Genomic DNA, 17,179 nt, shown 5'->3' with positions numbered 1-17,179 from the left:
TCACCGGCGGCCCGCCTCGCGCAGGAGGAAGAAGTTGCTGTCCGCCTTTCTCAGTGCGTTCCGTACGCCTGACCTGCGCAAGAAGCTGCTGTTCACAGTAGGCATCATCGCGGTCTACCGGCTCGGGGCGACGCTGCCCAGCCCGGGTGTCTCGTACGGCAACGTCCAGAAGTGCATCGACGCCATGGAGAACGGCTCCACGGGCGTGATGAACCTGCTCAACCTCTTCTCCGGCGGCGCGCTGCTGCAGCTCTCGGTCTTCGCGCTGGGCATCATGCCCTACATCACAGCGTCGATCATCCTGCAGCTGCTGACGGTGGTGATCCCCCGGCTGGAGCAGCTCCGCAAGGAGGGCCAGTCCGGCCAGGCGAAGATCACCCAGTACACCCGCTACCTGACCCTGGGCCTGGGTGTCCTCCAGGCGTCGGCGTTCGTGGCGCTGGCCCGCTCCGGGCAGCTCTTCAACAACCAGTGCGACCAGTTCCCGATCATCCCCGAGGGGACCGGGATCCCGGACTGGCTGACCCTCAGCCTCCTGGTCATGACGATGACCGCCGGCACCGGCGTGGTGATGTGGCTCGGTGAGCTGATCACCGACCGCGGCGTCGGCAACGGCATGTCCGTCCTGATCTTCACCTCGATCGCCGCCCGGCTCCCCAGCGAGGGCTGGCAGATCAAGCAGACCGGTGGCTGGGGCAAGTTCCTCCTCGTCATCGCGCTGGTCCTGGTGGTCATCACCGCGGTCACCTTCATCGAGCAGGCGCAGCGCCGGATCCCGGTGCAGTACGCCAAGCGCATGATCGGCCGGCGGATGTACGGCGGCACCTCGACCTACATCCCGCTGAAGGTCAACCAGGCGGGTGTCATCCCGGTCATCTTCGGCTCCTCGCTGCTCTACCTGCCCCAGCTGGCGCTGCAGTTCTTCGACCAGAACAACCCGGGCAAGACGCAGGCGTGGATCCAGAACAACCTGGTGGACCCGACCAGCCCGATCTACATCGCGGTCTACTTCCTGCTGATCATCTTCTTCACGTACTTCTACGTCTCGATCACGTTCAACCCGACCGAGGTCGCGGACAACATGAAGAAGTACGGCGGCTTCGTGCCGGGCATCCGCCCGGGCAAGCCGACCGCCGACTACCTCGACTTCATCCTCAGTCGGATCACGCTGCCGGGCGCCCTCTACCTGGGCATCATCTCGATCCTGCCGAACTTCTTCTTCATCTGGCTGGACAAGCAGCAGTACCTGAACTTCCCGTTCGGCGGCACCGCTGTGCTGATCATGGTCGGCGTCGGTCTGGAGACCACGAAGCAGATCGAGAGCCAACTCATGCAGCGGAACTACGAAGGGTTCCTGCGGTAGATGAGACTCGTTCTGGTTGGCCCGCCGGGTGCGGGCAAGGGCACGCAGGCCGAGTTCATCGCCGCGCACCTCTCGGTCCCGAAGATCTCGACCGGCGACATCTTCCGGTCGAACGTCTCGCAGGGCACCCCGCTCGGCGTCGAGGCGAAGCGCTACATGGACGCCGGTGAGCTGGTGCCCGACGAGGTCACCATCAACATGGTGCGGGACCGGCTCGCCGAGCCGGACGCCTCCGAGGGCTTCCTGCTCGACGGCTTCCCGCGCACGACGCCGCAGGCCGCCGCGCTGGACAAGCTCCTCGCCGACCTGGGCACCGCGCTGGACCTGGTGCTGGAGCTGGTCGTCGACGACGACGAGGTGATCCGGCGGCTCTCCGGTCGGCGTACCTGCCGGGGGTGCGGCAAGATCTGGCACGTCGAGTTCGACGCCACCTCGCGTGACGGCATCTGCGACCGGTGCGGCGCCGAGCTGTTCCAGCGCGACGACGACAAGCCGGAGACCATCGCCACCCGCCTGCGCGAGTACGCGGACAAGACCGCGCCGCTGGTCGACTACTACGGCGCCCAGGGCAAGCTGGTGGGCATCGACGCCACCGGCCCGGTGGAGGACGTCACCGTCCGCGCCATCGACGCCCTGCGCTCGTACGGCGGCTGACGTCCCGCCGGGTTCCGGCGGATAGAGTGCGAAGAGCGGGGTACGCCTGACGTGCCCCGCTCTTCGGCATCTGCAACGAAAGGTAACGGCTCCATGCGTCGTCCCCAGCTGGACATCCAGCTGAAGACCCCTGACCAGATCGAGAAGATGCGGGCCGCCGGGCTGGTGGTCGCCGAGGCGCTGCGTCGGATGCGGGAGGCGGTTGCCCCAGGGGTCAGCACCGCCGACCTGGACGCCATCGCCGAGTCGACCATCCGCGAGGCCGGTGCCGCCCCCTCCTTCAAGGGCTACCACGGCTTTCCCGCGTCGATCTGCTCGTCGGTCAACGAGCAGGTCGTGCACGCCATCCCGTCGGCACGGCAGGTGCTCCGCGACGGGGACATGATCTCCATCGACTGCGGTGCGGTGCTCGACGGCTGGCACGGCGACGCCGCCATCACCGTCGGGGTGGGCGAGGTCGAACCGGCGCTGCTGAAGATGGCGGCGGTGGCCGAGGACGCCATGTGGGCGGGCATCGCCGCAGCCGCCCGCGGCGCGGCCAGCGGCAAGGGCCGGCTCACCGACATCTCGCACGCCGTCGAGGACGCGGTCCGCAAGGGCGGGCGGTACGGCATCGTCGACGGCTACGGCGGGCACGGCATCGGCACCGAGATGCACCAGGACCCGCACGTGCTCAACCACGGGCGGCCGGGCAAGGGTCCGCGTCTGGTGCCGGGCATGGCGCTGGCCATCGAGCCGATGATCACGATGGGCTCGCCCCGGACGGTCGAGCTCTCCGACGGCTGGACCGTGATCACCCGGGACCGGTCGATGGCGGTGCACGTCGAGCACACGATGGCGCTGCTCCCGGACGGCGTCTGGGTGCTGACCGCGCCGGACGGCGGGCGCGCCCGCCTGGGCGAGCTGGTCACCTCCCGGCAGCCCGCGGACTCGCCGGCTCGCTGAGCCCCAGCAGCGCTCCGCCGGGCGCCGCATCCCGTCCTCCCGCCCTCTGAGGCACGCACCAGCCGCCCAAGGGGCCGGAGGGCGACGTGCCTCAAGGGCCTGGACGGCGACCGCATCGAGAGCCTCGACGGCGACCGCCCCAGGGCCCGGATGGTGACCGCACCGAGGGCCTGGACGACGATGCGGACCGAGGGCTTGAGGGCGACCGCACCGAGGGCCTCGACGGCGACTCGACCCGAGGGCCCGGACGGCGACCGCCCCACAGGGACCGGAGGGTGACCGCACCGAGGGCCGGAGTCGCGGGGCCCGGCTGCACGATGCCGGACCGGCACGAGTCGGGGCTCCGACGCGCCGCCGCCCCGACCGCCGGCCGGGGCGCCCGACCGGGTCCCGGACGCGCAGCGGCGGGAGGGGCAGTGGCTGGTGGAGCGGTGGCATGCTTGCGGGCATGGAGGGACGCGACGGGATGCGGGCCGCTGACGCCGACCGCCAGGCGGTGGCGGAGCGGCTGCGGGTGGCCGTCGACGAGGGCCGGCTGGACCTGCACGAGTACGACGAGCGGTTGCAGCGGGCGTACGCCGCGCGCACCTACGGCGAGCTGGACGCGCTGGTGATCGACCTGCCGGCGCCGGCGTCCCCGGCGGCGTCGGAGCTCGCCACGCGGCCGGAGACCGTCCCGTCGCCGGCGGAGGGTGTCCGGTCGTCGGCGACCTCGTCCGTGACGGCCCGGTGGCTGGCCGAGGTCTGGCTGCCGTACCTGCGGGTGGTCGCGATCACGGTGACCGTCTGGGCGGTGACGTCCGCGCTCTCCACGGACCTGCTCTACTTCTGGCCCGTCTGGGTGGCCGGGCCGTGGGGAGGGGTGCTCGTGGTGCGCACGGTCGCCGGCCTCGTCAGCGGGGAGCCGCGGCGGGAGGCTGAGCAGCGGGAGCGACGGCGCGAGCGCCGCCGGGCCAAGCGGGCGCGCAAGCGCGAGCTGGCTGCCGCCGAGGAGGGGCACCGGAGCCCGGTGGGGGAGCTGCCGGCGGCCCAGCGGGAGGGCCGGCCCGGCGGGGCCGACGCCGAGGTGTGAATGGCCCGTTCCGTCCGGTTCGACGCACCGATTCCCGGCCGGTTTGGCGACGGCCCGCAGGCGGGCGTACACTTTCTGATCGGCGCACAGCGTCCACTCCGGCATGCCCACCCTGCGCTTCGGTGGGAGTCGGAGCCGCGGCTGGCGCGGGCAAGCTGATCTTGATCGGTGGCCCGTGTAAGACGTTGTGGGCCGTCCGGAGTAACCGACGTCAGGACAGCGGAGGACATGCCGAAAAAAGACGGAGCCATCGAGATCGAGGGTCGGGTCATCGAGCCCCTGCCGAACGCCATGTTCCGGGTGGAGCTCGCGAACGGCCACAAGGTGCTGGCTCACATCAGCGGCAAGATGCGGCAGCACTACATCCGCATCCTGCCGGAGGACCGGGTCGTCGTCGAACTCTCGCCGTACGACCTGACCCGCGGGCGCATCGTCTACCGCTACAAGTAAGCCTGACGGCGGCCGGGACGTCCCCGTGTCCGTCTTCGACGTCCGGTGTCGCGCCTCGGCGCGTCGTCGGGCCAGATGGGAAGTAAGGCAACCGTGAAGGTCAAGCCGAGCGTCAAGAGGATCTGCAACAAGTGCCGGGTCATTCGCCGGCACGGCCGGGTCATGGTCATCTGCACCGACCCGCGCCACAAGCAGCGCCAGGGCTGAACCAGTTCCGGCCGGTCGTGTGACAACGGTCGGTCGAAATCGGTCCGGGCCGCAGATCCAGACACCGAATCACATGCTCGTCCCAGCCGCGGGCGGTGCGCGTCGCGTACCTCATCGTGGTTGACCCCCGGTCGGAGGCCGGGGCCCGCTCGGGCAGCGACCGACCTGGTCGCCGGCGCACGACGCCGGTGGCGGAACGGTCGGTAGCGGGGTGGGACGGGTCCACACCTCCGCCAGAACATCACGAGGAGTACGCCCGCACATGGCACGTCTAGTCGGCGTCGACCTCCCCCGCGAGAAGCGGATGGAGATCGCGCTCACCTACATCTTCGGCGTGGGTCGCACCCGGGCCCTGGAGACGCTCTCTGCCACCGGCATCTCGCCGGACAAGCGCGTCCGGGACCTCACGGACGAGGAGCTGGTCCAGCTCCGTAACCACATCGAGGGCAACTACAAGGTTGAAGGCGACCTGCGCCGCGAGGTCGCCGCTGACATCCGCCGCAAGGTCGAGATCGGCTGCTACGCGGGTATCCGGCACCGCCGGGGCCTGCCCGTGCGTGGCCAGCGGACCAAGACCAACGCGCGGACCCGCAAGGGCCCGAAGCGGACCGTGGCCGGCAAGAAGAAGCCCGGCAAGAAGTAGGACGTAAACCGGAATCCGGGTCTATGTCGGATCGAGGCAGGCCCGGATCTCGCGGTCCGTTCCGGAAAGTCAACTAGGAGCGCACAGACTTATGCCACCGAAGGCTCGTGCCGGAGCCGCTGTCAAGAAGGTCCGGCGCAAGGAACGCAAGAACGTCGCCCACGGGCAGGCGCACATCAAGAGCACCTTCAACAACACCATCGTGTCGATCACCGACCCGACCGGTGCGGTCATCTCCTGGGCCTCCTCGGGCCAGGTGGGCTTCAAGGGCTCCCGCAAGTCGACCCCGTTCGCCGCGCAGCTGGCCGCCGAGGCCGCCGCGCGTCGGGCGATGGAGCACGGCATGCGCAAGGTCGACGTGTTCGTCAAGGGACCCGGCTCCGGCCGGGAGACCGCCATCCGTTCGCTGCAGGCAGCCGGGCTCGAGGTCGGGCAGATCGCCGACGTCACGCCGCAGCCGCACAACGGGTGCCGTCCGCCGAAGCGTCGCCGGGTCTGAGAGGTTAGAGAGAGATGGCTCGTTACACCGGTGCTGACTGCCGCCGTTGCCGGCGGGAGAAGATGAAGCTGTTCCTCAAGGGCAGCAAGTGCGATGGTCCGAAGTGCCCGTTCGAGTCCCGGCCGTTCCCGCCCGGGCAGCACGGCCGCGGCCGCACGAAGGAGACGGAGTACCTGCTCCAGCTCCGTGAGAAGCAGAAGGCCCGCCGCGTGTACGGCGTGCTGGAGAAGCAGTTCCGCGGCTACTACGAAGAGGCCGTGGGCAAGAAGGCCAAGACCGGTGAGGTTCTCCTGCAGATCCTCGAGTCGCGGCTGGACAACGTGGTCTACCGGGCTGGCTACGCCCAGTCCCGGGACATGGCCCGCCAGCTCGTCAAGCACGGTCACTTCACCGTGAACGGCAAGAAGGTCGACATCCCGTCGTTCCGCGTCAAGGAGCACGACATCATCGAGGTCCGGGGCAAGAGCAAGGAGCTCACCCCGTTCATCGTCGCGCAGGCTCAGGCCGGCTCGAAGTCGGTTCCGGCGTGGCTGGAGGCTATCCCCAGCCAGATGAAGGTGCTCGTGCACTCGCTCCCGGCCCGCCAGGTCATCGACACGCAGGTCCAGGAGCAGCTGATCGTCGAGCTCTACTCCAAGTAGTCGGAGCTCGTTGCGGTGGCCCGCCCTTCCGGGGCGGGCCACCGGAACACTTTGTCGTGGGCGTCATATGGCGGGCGCCCCGGAAGAGAAGAGAAGACATGCTCATCAGCCAGCGACCGACTCTCTCCGAGGAGTCGATCAACGAGACCCGGTCCCGGTTCACCATCGAGCCGCTGGAGCCGGGCTTCGGGTACACCCTGGGCAACTCGCTGCGGCGCACGCTGCTGTCGTCGATCCCGGGTGCGGCGGTCACCTCGATCAAGATCGACGGCGTGCTGCACGAGTTCACCACGATCCCCGGTGTCAAGGAGGACGTGGTCGAGCTCGTCATGAACATCAAGGAGCTCTGCGTCAGCTCCGAGCACGACGAGCCGGTCAGCATGTACCTGCGCAAGCAGGGCCCGGGCGACGTGACGGCGGGCGACATCCAGCCGCCGGCCGGCGTCTCGGTGCACAACCCGGACCTGAAGCTCGCCACCCTCAACGGCAAGGGCCGGCTCGACATGGAGCTGACCGTCGAGCGGGGTCGCGGCTACGTCACGGCGGCGCAGAACAAGCAGGCCGGCGCCGAGATCGGCCGGATCCCGGTCGACTCGATCTACTCGCCGGTGCTGAAGGTGACGTACCGCGTCGAGGCGACCCGTGTCGAGCAGCGGACCGACTTCGACCGGCTGATCATCGACGTCGAGACCAAGCCGTCGATGGGCCCGCGTACCGCGCTGGCCTCCGCCGGCTCGACGCTGGTGGAGCTGTTCGGTCTGGCCCGGGAGCTGGACGAGACCGCCGAGGGCATCGACATCGGGCCGTCCCCGCAGGACGCCCAGCTCGCGGCCGACCTGGCGCTGCCGATCGAGGAGCTGGACCTGACCGTCCGCTCCTACAACTGCCTCAAGCGCGAGGGCATCAACTCCGTTGGTGAGCTCATCGGGCGTACCGAGGCCGACCTCCTCGACATCCGCAACTTCGGTCAGAAGTCGATCGACGAGGTCAAGATGAAGCTCGCCGGGATGGGTCTGGGGCTGAAGGACTCGGCCCCGAACTTCGACCCGGCGCACGTCGTGGACGCCTTCGGCGAGGCCGACTACGACACCGACGACTATCGCGAGACCGAGCAGCTCTAGTCCGCGCTGCCGCCACACCTGAGGAGCACCAAGCATGCCCACGCCCACCAAGGGCCCCCGCCTCGGCGGCAGCCCCGCGCACGAGCGGCTGATGCTGGCCAACCTGGCCACTGCGCTGTTCCAGCACGGCAAGATCAAGACCACCGAGACGAAGGCCCGGCGGCTGCGTCCGCTGGCCGAGCAGCTCATCACCAAGGCCAAGCGCGGCGACCTGGCGTCCCGCCGGCGGGTGCTGGGCGTCGTCAAGGACAAGGACGTGGTCTACGCCCTGTTCGACCAGATCGCCCCCCGGTTCGCCACCCGCAACGGTGGCTACACCCGGATCGTGAAGACCGGTCCGCGCAAGGGTGACAACGCGCCGATGGCGATCATCGAGCTGGTCGAGGAGCTTCAGGTCGCCGAGCCGAAGGCGAACAAGAAGACCGCCGCCCGCAAGGCCGCGCAGCAGGACAAGGTCGAGGCGCTCGCCCCGGCCGAGGAGGCCCCGAAGTCGAACTCGGGCGACCAGGACGCCGAGGCGCCCGTGTCGGCGTCCGGCGACACCGCCGCCGCCCGCGAGGACAGCGACGAGGCCGGCGAGAACGACAAGGCCTGATCCAGGCCACCGTCGGGCCCGGCACCCCTCGTGGGGTGCCGGGCCCGACCCCGTGAGGCGGAGGTACGAGTGGACGAGCGCACCCGGCTGCGGCTGGACGTCGCGTACGACGGGTCGGGCTTCTCCGGCTGGGCCGCCCAGCCCACCCGGCGCACGGTCGCCGGGGTGCTCGTGGAGACCCTCGACCTGGTCCTCGGCGCGGGTACGGCGACCGGCCTGACCGTGGCGGGCCGCACCGACGCCGGGGTGCACGCCACCGGGCAGGTCTGCCACCTCGACCTGCCGGCCGCCGTGTGGCGGGAGCACGACGGACGGCTGCTGCGCCGACTGGCCCGGCTGCTCCCCACCGACGTCCGGGTACGCGCGATGGCCGAGGTGCCCGCCGACTTCGACGCCCGGTTCTCGGCCACCTTCCGCCGCTACGAGTACCGCGTGACCGACGCGCCGTGGGGCGCCGAGCCGCTGCGCCGGCACGAGATCCTGGCCTGGCCGAAGCCGCTCGACCTGGCCGCGCTGAACGCCGCCGCCGCCGGGCTGGTGGGGGAGCACGACTTCGCCGCGTACTGCCGGCGCAAGGAGAACGCCACCACGCTGCGCGAGGTGACCCGGCTGGACTGGCGACGGGACCCGGACGGGATCCTCGTGGCCACCGTGCAGGCCGACGCGTTCTGCCAGGCGATGGTGCGCAGCCTCGTCGGCGCCATGCTGGTCGCCGGCGACGGGCGCCGGCCGGTCGAGTGGCCGGGCAGCCTGCTCGTACACCGGGAACGCTCCAGCGAGGTGACCGTGGCGCCGGCGCACGGGCTGACCCTGGTCGCCGTCGGCTACCCCGAGGATCCGGCCGAGTACGCCCACCGCGCCGAGGCGACCCGCCGGCTGCGCGTACCCGTGGAGGGCTGACCGCCCGGGGCCTGCCTCCCGGCACCCGGCAGAGCATCGTCGAGCGTCAAGGAGTGGAAGCCGTGCAGGAACCTCGCCGTGGACGGGACCTCGGCATCGTCGTCGGGACGCTGCCGACGGGACCGCTGAACGCCGTCACCGACGTGCCCGGCGTGCGGGTGGGCCACACCACGCTGGTCGAGGGGGACAGCATCCGCAGCGGGGTGACGGCGATCGTCCCGGACCAGTTGACCGACCGTCGGTCGCTGCCGGCGGGGCTGTTCGTGGGCAACGGGCACGGCAAGATGGTCGGCTCGACCCAGGTGGCCGAGCTGGGCGAGATCGAGACGCCCGTGGTGCTGACCGCGACGCTGTCGACGTTCCGGGCCGCGGACGCGCTGGTCACGTACATGCTCGGGCAGCCGGGCCGGGAGACGGCCGAGTCGCTGAACCCGGTGGTGGCGGAGACCAACGACGGGTTCCTGTCCGACATCCGGGCCCGGCCGGTGCGGGAGCAGCACGTCCTCGCGGCGCTGGCGGAGGCCCGCGGCGGACTGCCAGCGGAGGGTGCCGTCGGCGCCGGTACGGGCACGGCGGCCCTCGGCTTCAAGGCCGGCATCGGCACGTCCTCGCGGCTCGCCACGACCTCCCGTGGCTCCATCACCGTCGGTGTGCTGGTGCAGTCCAACTTCTCCGGCCTGCTACAGGTGTGCGGGGTGCCGATCCGCCCCGAGCAGGTGGGAGTGCCGAGCCTGTCGCTGCCGGGCCGGCCGGAGCAACCGGGGAACTCCTGCGTCATCGTGGTCGCCACGGACGGCCGCCTCGACGCGCGGCAACTGGGTCGGGTGGCCCGTCGGGCCGTCTTCGCCATGGCGCGGGTCGGTTCGGACTTCGCCGGCGGCAGCGGCGACTACGCCCTGGCGTTCTCCACCGCCGACACGCAGGCACCGACGGCGCCGGAGTCCGACCTGGAGCCGGTCTTCGCGGCGGTGCTGGAGGCCGTGGAGGAGGCACTGCTGAACTCGCTGTTCATGGCGCGCACCACCGTCGGGGTCAAGGGGCGGGTCAAGCACGCGGTGCCGCACGACCGGATGCTCGACCTGTTGCGGGCACACCGGGTCGAGCTCCGGACGTAGGTGGCCGGGGGCGGGACGCGGAACGGGTACGCGGCCGTGGCCCACGTACCCGTTGCGCGCGCTCGCCGTTGCGGCCCGGTCAGTCGCCCCCGTCCTGCCTGCCGGTGTCGCTCGCGCCCTCGTCGGTCGGCTGGCCGGCCGTGCCGCCGTCCGCCCGGCGCTCCAGCACGCCCCGGTTGAGGTGCAGCTCGATCATGTCGAAGAGGATCTCCCGGGCCTTCGTGTCGCCGGACCCGATCGTCTCGCCGTCGCTGCGGGTGACCACCGCGTACGCGAGGTAGTGGCCGCGCACCTGCCAGCCGACGCGGGCCGGCGCGGTGGCGATCGCCGCGCTGTCCTCGTCGGCCGCCATGCCCCGGAACCGGCCCTCGCGCTCGTCGAGCAGCAGGCGGATCCGGTCGCGGGCGCGTTCGGCGTTGGCCCGGTCGGTCAGGTTGAACAAGCCGGTGGTGACGAGGTGGCCGCCGTCGGGCGTCCGCAGCGTGGCCCGGACCACCTGGGTGCAGCCGAGGCGGACCAGCAGGTCGGCGACCTCACCGGTGGCCGCCACCGCGCAGGCGGCGCTGGACTGGCTCTTCAACACCTTGTAGGCGGGCTCCCCGTCCGCGACGACGAGCTGCTTGCCGGGGAAGAGTTCCTTGGCGGTCAGCGGCGCCTGGTCGGTGTCCCGCGAGTCGAGCGGCTGCGCCCCGACGTCGGCGGACTCGGCCGCCTCCGGTCGGGACGTGGGCGTGTTCTGCGGCGTCCCGTTGCGCTCGGCCAGCAGGGCGGCGGCACCGAGGCCGCAGAGCGCCAGCAGCGCGAGGACGGCCGCGCCGCCGACCACGACCTGCCACAACCTGCCACCGCCACCCCGCTGCGACCGCCCGGCTGAGGGCGGCGGCTCGACCGGCGCGGCCGGCTCGACCTGCGGAGAGGGCTCGACCGGCGCGGGCGGCCGGGCCGGCGACTGCCCCTCGGCGGGCGTCCGCACGTGGGCGGACGGCGGTGGCGACACCTGCGCCGCGGCCCGGACCGGCTCTGGCGCGGCGGCGGGCGGCGGCGATACCTGCGCCGCGGCGCGGACCGATTCCGGCGTGGCGGAGGGCAGCGCGATCCGGTTGGCACGGGGCAGCGACGGCGTCGGGAAGCGGGACGGGGAGGGGCCGGCCGGGGGAGGCGGACCGGCACCGAGCACCGGCCCGTCGGACCCGGGCTCCGGGTACTCCATGAATGCGTCCTCATCGGACTCGTACCGATACACCATGCCGCCCAGAGTAGGAGGCATTGTCCCTTTAGGTGCGAATAATAGGAAATTGTGGGCGGAGTCGTTTCGGCTCGTGTTGGGGATCCGCGCCGCGGGGCCTGTGTCGAGCAGGGTCGCGCCCGCCTGCCGGGTCCGCGCTGGCGTGGCCGGCGGCGGTGCGAGAATTGTCGACGTGACCGGCGAACACTACTTCACCGCTGAACCCACGACCGCCGCCAACCCGCGCGAGGTCGAGTTCTCCGTCGCCGGCCGCGACTACACCCTGGCCTCCTCCGCCGGCGTCTTCTCCGCCGCCCGCCTCGACCCCGGCACGGCGGTGCTGCTGCGCAAGGCCGACCTGCCGTCCGCCGGGTCCACCGGCGCCCTGCTCGACCTCGGCTGCGGCTTCGGCCCGATCACCTGCGTACTCGCCAGTTCCGCCCCCACGGCGACCGTGTGGGCCGTCGACGTCAACGAACGGGCCCGGGAACTCACCGCGGCCAACGCCGCCCGGGTCGGCGCGGCCGACCGGGTACGCGTCGCCGCGCCGGACGACGTACCCGCCGAGCTGACCTTCGCGGAGATCTGGTCCAACCCCCCGATCCACGTCGGCAAGGACGAGCTGCACGCCATCCTGCTGCGCTGGCTGCCCCGGCTCGCCCCGGACGGCGTCGCCTGGCTGGTGGTGGCCCGCTATCTCGGCGGGGACTCGTTGCAGCGCTGGCTGGTCGAGCAGGGCTGGCAGGTGGGGCGCCACGCCAGCCAGAAGGGCTACCGGGTGCTGCGGGTCACCCGGTAATTGATTGGGCCGCCCGGCCCGTGCTCGGGCAGGATGCCGACGTGGGATACGTGGACGTGGCAGCGGTCGGGCACATCCTTCCCGACGGCCGGGAGCTCTTCTCCGACGTGTCGTTCCGGGTCGGTGAGGGTGCCAAGGTGGCCCTGGTCGGGCCGAACGGCGCGGGCAAGACGACGTTGCTGCGGATGGTCGCCGAGGACCTGCCGGTGAAGACCGGCGCGATCGCGCGCGCCGGCGGGCTGGGCGTGATGCGCCAGTTCATCGGGATGATCGGCGACGAGTCGACGCTGGCCGACCTGGCCCTGTCGCTGGCCCCGCCCGTGCTGCGCGACGCCGGCCGCCGGCTGGTCGAGACCGAGGAGGCCATGCGCGCCGCCGAGGTCCGCGGCAAGTACAGCACCGCCGCCGGCAAGGCCCAGCTGGCGTACGCGGACGCGCTCGCGGCCTGGGGCGAGGTCGGCGGGTACGACGCCGAGGTGCTCTTCGACACGGTCGCCACCATCGTGCTCGGTCTGCCCTGGGAGAGCGCCCGGGAACGACCCGTCCGGACCCTCTCCGGCGGCCAGCAGAAGCGCTTCGCCCTCGAACTGCTGCTGCGCGGCCCCGACGAGGTGCTGCTCCTCGACGAGCCGGACAACTTCCTCGACGTGCCCGGCAAACGGTGGCTGGAAGGGCGGCTGCGGGAGTCGACCAAGTCGGTGCTCTACGTCTCGCACGACCGGGAACTGCTCGCCCAGACCGCCGACCGGGTGGTCGCCGTGGAGGGCGGCAGCGCCTGGGTGCACCCGGGTGGCTTCGCGAGCTGGCACTCCGCCCGGCTGGCCCGGCACGCCCGCCTCGACGAGCTGCGCAGGCGGTGGGACGAGGAACACCAGAAGCTGCGCGAGCTGATGCTGATGTACAAGCAGAAGGCCGCGTACAACGACGGGCTGGCGTCGCGCTACCAGGCCGCGCAGACCCGGTTGCGCAAGTTCGAGGAGGCCGGGCCGCCGCCCGTACCGCCGAAGGACCAGGACATCCGGATGCAGCTCACCGGCGGGCGGACCGGCAAGCGCGCGGTGATCTGCGACCAGCTGGAGCTCGACGGCCTGACCTTCCCGTTCGACCTGGAGATCTGGTACGGCGACCGGGTCGCGGTGCTCGGCGCCAACGGCACGGGCAAGTCGCACTTCCTGCGGCTGCTCGCCCGGGGCGGCACCGACCCCGACCCGGCCAACGGGCCGGTCGACGGCGCCGCCGCGCTCGCGCCGGTGGTGCACGACGGGGTGGCCCGGCTCGGCGCGCGCGTGCGCCCCGGGCACTTCTCGCAGACCCACGACCGGCCGGAACTGATGACGAAGACCCTCGTCGAGATCCTCTGGCGGGGCGACGAGCACCGGACCGGCATGGACCGGCACGCCGCGATGGCGGCGCTGAGCCGGTACGAGCTGGCGGGGCAGGGCGACCAGCGCTTCGGCACGCTCTCCGGCGGTCAGCAGGCGCGCTTCCTGGTGCTGCTGCTGGAGCTCTCCGGCGCGACGCTGCTGCTGCTCGACGAGCCCACCGACAACCTCGACCTGGCCTCGGCGGAGGCGCTGGAGGCCGGGCTGACCGCGTTCGAGGGGACCGTGGTGGCGGTGACCCACGACCGCTGGTTCACCCGCACCTTCGACCGGTTCGTGCTCTTCCGGGGCGACAACGAGGTGGTGGAGACACCGGAGCCGGTCTGGGACGTGGCGTGATCCCCACCGACCTGGCCGACCGCCTCTGCGCCGTCGACGGGGTCGTCGCCGTCGCGCTCGGCGGCAGCCGGGCCCGCGGCGAGCACGGGCCCGACTCCGACTGGGACCTCGGCCTCTACTACCGGGGCGAGCTGGACGTGCCGGGGCTGCGCGCCGTCGCCGCCTCGGTGGCCGACGAGGCGGTCGAGCTGACCCCGCCCGGTGGGTGGGGGCCCTGGGTCGACGGCGGCGGATGGCTGCGGATCGGCGGGGCGGCCGTCGACTGGATCTACCGCGACCTCGACCGGGTGCACCGGATCTGGGCCGACTGCCGGGCCGGCCGCTACGAGGTCGGCGTGCAGGCCGGGCACCCGCTCGGCTTCTACTCGTCCGCCTACGCCGGCGAGGTGGCGTACTGCCGGGTGCTCGGCGACCCGACCGGTGAGCTGACCGCGCTGCGGGAGGAGACGCTCGCGTACCCGCCCGCCCTGGCCGACGCGCTGACCGCCGGCGGCTGGGAGGCCCGCTTCCTGATCGGCGGCGCGGCCAAGGCCGCCGTGGCCGGCGACAGCGGGTACGTGGCCGGCTGCCTGTTCCGGGTGGTCGGCGTACTCGCCCAGGTGCTGCACGCCCGGGCCGGGCGGTGGCTGGTCAACGAGAAGGGCATGATCGCCTCCGCCGGGCGGCTGCCGGGCGTGCCGCCCGACTTCACCGGGCGGGCGCAGGCGCTGCTGGGCGGGGTCGGGCACACGCCGGACGAGCTGGCCGGCACGCTCGCCGCCGCTCGCCGGCTCGTCGCCGACGTGCTCGACTGACGGTCCGCCAATCCGCCGGCCCTCGCCGATCCGCCGGCCCCCGCCGGTCCCCGCCGGCCTGCTGCCCGCTTCGAGGTACACGGTGCGCGCCGGGCTGGCGGGCATAGGGTGGATCACGTGACTGAGATGACCTACCGCCGGTTGGGCGACTCCGGGCTCGTGGTGTCCGTGGTCGGCATCGGCTGCAACAACTTCGGCCGCAAGCTCGACCTCGACGGCACCCGGGCGGTGGTCGACGCCGCGCTCGACGCCGGGATCAACTTCTTCGACACCGCCGACATCTACGGAGAGCCGCAGGGCGGCTCCGAGGAACTGCTGGGCCAGGCGCTCAAGGGCCGGCGCGACGACGTGGTGGTGGCCACCAAGTTCGGCATGGACATGAACGGGATGAACGGCCCCGACTTCGGCGCCCGGGGCGCCCGCCGCTACATCGCCCGGGCGGTGGAGGCGTCGCTGCGCCGGCTCGGCACCGACCACATCGACCTCTACCAGATGCACGAACCCGACCCGGGCACCCCGATCGACGAGACGCTCGCCGCGCTCGACGACCTCGTCCGCGCCGGCAAGGTCCGCTACCTGGGCAACTCCAACTTCGCCGGCTGGCAGATCGCCGACGCCGACTGGGTGGCCTCGTCGAACGGCCGATCCCGGTTCATCAGCGCACAGAACCACTACAGCCTGCTGGAGCGCGGCGCCGAGGCCGAGGTGGTGCCGGCGTGCGAGCGCTTCGGCCTCGGGCTGCTGCCGTTCTTCCCGCTCGCCAACGGGCTGCTCACCGGCAAGTACAAGCGCAACGAGGCCCCGCCGGCCGGCAGCCGCCTCGCCGGTGGCGGCCGGTACGCCCAGCGGCTCGCTGCCGCCGACTGGGACACCATCGAGGCGATCGAGGCGTACGCCGCCGAGCGCGGGCTGTCGATGCTCCAGGTGGCCATCGGCGGGCTGGCCGCCCAGCCGGCGGTGACCTCGGTGATCGCCGGCGCCACCACGCCCGAGCAGGTACGCGCCAACGCGGCGGCGGGCACCTGGCAGCCCACCGACGAGGACCTCGAAGCCCTGCGCGCGACTTTCTGAGCCACGTCGACGCCGTCCGGGCGCCGCAGCACTGCGGCACCGGTGGCGGTGCGGCACCGGTGGCGGTGCGCTACCCGTCGCCCGGCGACCGTTGGCTGTGGGGTCTGTGGGTGGCTGAGTGGACTCACGGGTGTCACCGGGCCTCGGAGACACCCGCCATGTTCCACCGATGCCGATGCCGGTGCCGATGCCCGGGAGCGGGGGACACACCCCTACCGCACCCGTCGGTGGAACGTCATGGGCGTCAAGGGGCGGCGGAGGCACCCATGGTGTTCCACCGGGCCGGCCGGCCACCCGGCTACTCGGCCGGCCGCTGGGCCTACCTACCGGCTACCGGGGTGGCCGGTTGCCGGGGTGGCTGGTTGGCCGTGGCTTGGCGGCGAGGGGTCAGGCGGAGGGGTGGCGCTCGCGGAGGGCCTGGCTCACCAGGGCGACGGTGCGGGTGGGGTGTCGGAGCACGTCGTCGGCGGTGAAGCGGAGGACGATCCAGCCGGCCGCGCGCAGGGCGTTCAGTCGGGCGACGTCCTGGCGGAAGTGGGCGCGCTCGCGGTGGTGGTCGCCGTCGTACTCGACCGCGACGCGCAGGGTCGGCCACGCCAGGTCCGCCCGACCGACGAAGCGCCCGTCGGCGTTACGAACGTCGTGCTGGGCGATCGCGGGTGGCAACCCCGCGTCGAGCAGGAGCAGCCGTAGGCGGGTCTCCATCGGGGACTCGGCCAGCGGCTCCGCCAGCGCCAGGATCTCCCGCAGCAGGGGCAGGCCGGGCCAGCCGGGCCGTGCGTCGGCGTACGCGCGTAGTGCGGCGAGTTTCACCACCCGGCGGTGCAGCAGCGCGTCAACGGCGACCAGGGCCTCGTCCCGAGGGACCCGGCGGCCCAGGTCGAAGGCGGTGCGCAGGGGAGTGGTGACGGGCAGCCCGCCGAGGCGGGTGCGATCGGAATCCGGCACCATCGACCGGTTCACCCGAAGACGGGGTGGGCGCGCATCCGCGCGGCGCGTGGCAGCAGCACGGTGACCGGCGCGTCCCGGCGAAGCAGGTCGACGCCCCACAGGTACGCGGCGCTGCGGCCGGCGATCGCCCCGCCGACCGGCAGCGACAGTGCGACCGCGTCGCACCACATCCGGTGGTCGTCCGCCCGATAGCCGTCACGGTGCACGTGGACGTCGGGCAGGAGGCGCTGCCAGGACGGCCCGCGCAGCATCGTCCGGGTCAGGAGGCCGTCGGCGATGGCGGCGCTGGCCCGGAACGGCAGGAAGGCCAGGCAGCGTGGTACCCGGGCGGCGGAGGGCATCCGGACAGCATCGCGTGACGGGACGGTCACGCGCCGCCCCGTCCCTCGGGTTCGGGCGGTCGATGTGAAATC

General features: G+C 72.2%; 20 protein-coding genes. 17 read left to right on the top strand and 3 right to left on the bottom strand.

The window, feature by feature from the left end:
• The first annotated feature begins 34 nt into the window (after window positions 1-34).
• The 13 genes from secY (at window position 35) to OG989_RS02855 (ending at window position 10,205) form a co-directional block, all read left to right on the top strand.
• Entirely contained in the window at window positions 35-1,363 is a 1,329-nt protein-coding gene (gene secY / locus OG989_RS02915; protein WP_132230908.1) for a preprotein translocase subunit SecY, read from the top strand.
• Window positions 1,364-2,017 carry an adenylate kinase gene (locus tag OG989_RS02910; protein ID WP_151453332.1) on the top strand — a complete coding sequence of 218 codons (654 nt, stop codon included), beginning with the start codon at window positions 1,364-1,366 and terminating at the stop codon, window positions 2,015-2,017. It begins immediately after the preceding gene.
• Window positions 2,018-2,110: 93 nt separating this feature from the next.
• Window positions 2,111-2,962: a type I methionyl aminopeptidase gene (gene map / locus OG989_RS02905; protein WP_151453333.1), complete on the top strand. Its 852-nt coding sequence runs from the start codon at window positions 2,111-2,113 to the stop codon at window positions 2,960-2,962.
• Window positions 2,963-3,410: 448 nt separating this feature from the next.
• Window positions 3,411-4,034, top strand: coding sequence for a DUF1707 SHOCT-like domain-containing protein (locus OG989_RS02900; protein WP_327029601.1), 624 nt, complete (start codon window positions 3,411-3,413; stop codon window positions 4,032-4,034).
• 228 nt (window positions 4,035-4,262) lie between these two features.
• Window positions 4,263-4,484 carry a translation initiation factor IF-1 gene (gene infA, locus OG989_RS02895; protein WP_007073013.1) on the top strand — a complete coding sequence of 74 codons (222 nt, stop codon included), beginning with the start codon at window positions 4,263-4,265 and terminating at the stop codon, window positions 4,482-4,484.
• A 93-nt stretch (window positions 4,485-4,577) separates the two neighbouring features.
• Window positions 4,578-4,691 carry a 50S ribosomal protein L36 gene (rpmJ, locus tag OG989_RS02890; RefSeq protein WP_012184307.1) on the top strand — a complete coding sequence of 38 codons (114 nt, stop codon included), beginning with the start codon at window positions 4,578-4,580 and terminating at the stop codon, window positions 4,689-4,691.
• 262 nt (window positions 4,692-4,953) lie between these two features.
• Window positions 4,954-5,334: a 30S ribosomal protein S13 gene (gene rpsM / locus OG989_RS02885; protein ID WP_088998365.1), complete on the top strand. Its 381-nt coding sequence runs from the start codon at window positions 4,954-4,956 to the stop codon at window positions 5,332-5,334.
• Between the two features lie 91 nt (window positions 5,335-5,425).
• Window positions 5,426-5,833 (top strand): 30S ribosomal protein S11, encoded by a 408-nt coding sequence (gene rpsK, locus OG989_RS02880; RefSeq protein ID WP_020513613.1) that lies wholly within the window; start codon window positions 5,426-5,428, stop codon window positions 5,831-5,833.
• A gap of 14 nt (window positions 5,834-5,847) precedes the next feature.
• Window positions 5,848-6,474, top strand: coding sequence for a 30S ribosomal protein S4 (rpsD, locus tag OG989_RS02875; RefSeq protein ID WP_327029600.1), 627 nt, complete (start codon window positions 5,848-5,850; stop codon window positions 6,472-6,474).
• 98 nt (window positions 6,475-6,572) lie between these two features.
• A complete protein-coding gene (locus tag OG989_RS02870) occupies window positions 6,573-7,595 on the top strand; it encodes a DNA-directed RNA polymerase subunit alpha (RefSeq protein ID WP_013735931.1) in 1,023 nt (340 codons plus the stop codon).
• 34 nt (window positions 7,596-7,629) lie between these two features.
• Window positions 7,630-8,190 (top strand): 50S ribosomal protein L17, encoded by a 561-nt coding sequence (gene rplQ / locus OG989_RS02865; protein ID WP_132230911.1) that lies wholly within the window; start codon window positions 7,630-7,632, stop codon window positions 8,188-8,190.
• Window positions 8,191-8,259: 69 nt separating this feature from the next.
• A complete protein-coding gene (gene truA / locus OG989_RS02860; protein ID WP_151453336.1) occupies window positions 8,260-9,090 on the top strand; it encodes a tRNA pseudouridine(38-40) synthase TruA in 831 nt (276 codons plus the stop codon).
• 62 nt (window positions 9,091-9,152) lie between these two features.
• The gene (locus OG989_RS02855) at window positions 9,153-10,205 is read left to right on the top strand and encodes a P1 family peptidase (protein ID WP_327029599.1); all 1,053 of its coding nucleotides are present in this window, start codon (window positions 9,153-9,155) and stop codon (window positions 10,203-10,205) included.
• 79 nt (window positions 10,206-10,284) lie between these two features.
• Here OG989_RS02855 and OG989_RS02850 read toward each other — a convergent pair whose 3' ends face one another.
• Window positions 10,285-11,451, bottom strand: coding sequence for a hypothetical protein (locus OG989_RS02850; protein WP_327029598.1), 1,167 nt, complete (start codon window positions 11,449-11,451; stop codon window positions 10,285-10,287).
• A 172-nt stretch (window positions 11,452-11,623) separates the two neighbouring features.
• Here OG989_RS02850 and OG989_RS02845 point away from each other — a divergent pair, with 172 nt between their 5' ends.
• From OG989_RS02845 to OG989_RS02830, 4 genes are all read left to right on the top strand, one after another.
• Complete coding sequence (locus OG989_RS02845; protein WP_327029597.1) at window positions 11,624-12,229, top strand: class I SAM-dependent methyltransferase; 606 nt, start codon at window positions 11,624-11,626, stop codon at window positions 12,227-12,229.
• A gap of 41 nt (window positions 12,230-12,270) precedes the next feature.
• Entirely contained in the window at window positions 12,271-13,950 is a 1,680-nt protein-coding gene (locus OG989_RS02840; protein ID WP_151457535.1) for an ABC-F family ATP-binding cassette domain-containing protein, read from the top strand.
• A complete protein-coding gene (locus OG989_RS02835) occupies window positions 13,947-14,744 on the top strand; it encodes a nucleotidyltransferase domain-containing protein (RefSeq protein ID WP_327029596.1) in 798 nt (265 codons plus the stop codon). The genes OG989_RS02840 and OG989_RS02835 overlap by 4 nt, the downstream gene beginning before the upstream one ends.
• Before the next feature lie 108 nt (window positions 14,745-14,852).
• Window positions 14,853-15,815: an aldo/keto reductase gene (locus OG989_RS02830; RefSeq protein WP_327029595.1), complete on the top strand. Its 963-nt coding sequence runs from the start codon at window positions 14,853-14,855 to the stop codon at window positions 15,813-15,815.
• A gap of 387 nt (window positions 15,816-16,202) precedes the next feature.
• On the opposite strand, the gene OG989_RS02825 is transcribed toward OG989_RS02830, so the two are convergent.
• Together OG989_RS02825 and OG989_RS02820 are read right to left on the bottom strand one after the other, a co-directional pair.
• A complete protein-coding gene (locus OG989_RS02825) occupies window positions 16,203-16,766 on the bottom strand; it encodes an endonuclease domain-containing protein (protein WP_327029594.1) in 564 nt (187 codons plus the stop codon).
• A gap of 8 nt (window positions 16,767-16,774) precedes the next feature.
• Complete coding sequence (locus OG989_RS02820; protein WP_327029593.1) at window positions 16,775-17,107, bottom strand: hypothetical protein; 333 nt, start codon at window positions 17,105-17,107, stop codon at window positions 16,775-16,777.
• Between the last annotated feature and the right edge of the window lie 72 nt (window positions 17,108-17,179).

Origin of the sequence: Micromonospora sp. NBC_01740 (assembly GCF_035920365.1) — a bacterium.
In the GTDB taxonomy this organism is placed as follows: Bacteria; Actinomycetota; Actinomycetes; order Mycobacteriales; family Micromonosporaceae; genus Micromonospora; species Micromonospora reichwaldensis.
The sequence above is the reverse complement of the archived record's forward strand: the minus strand, read 5'-3'. Positions and strand labels throughout refer to the sequence as shown.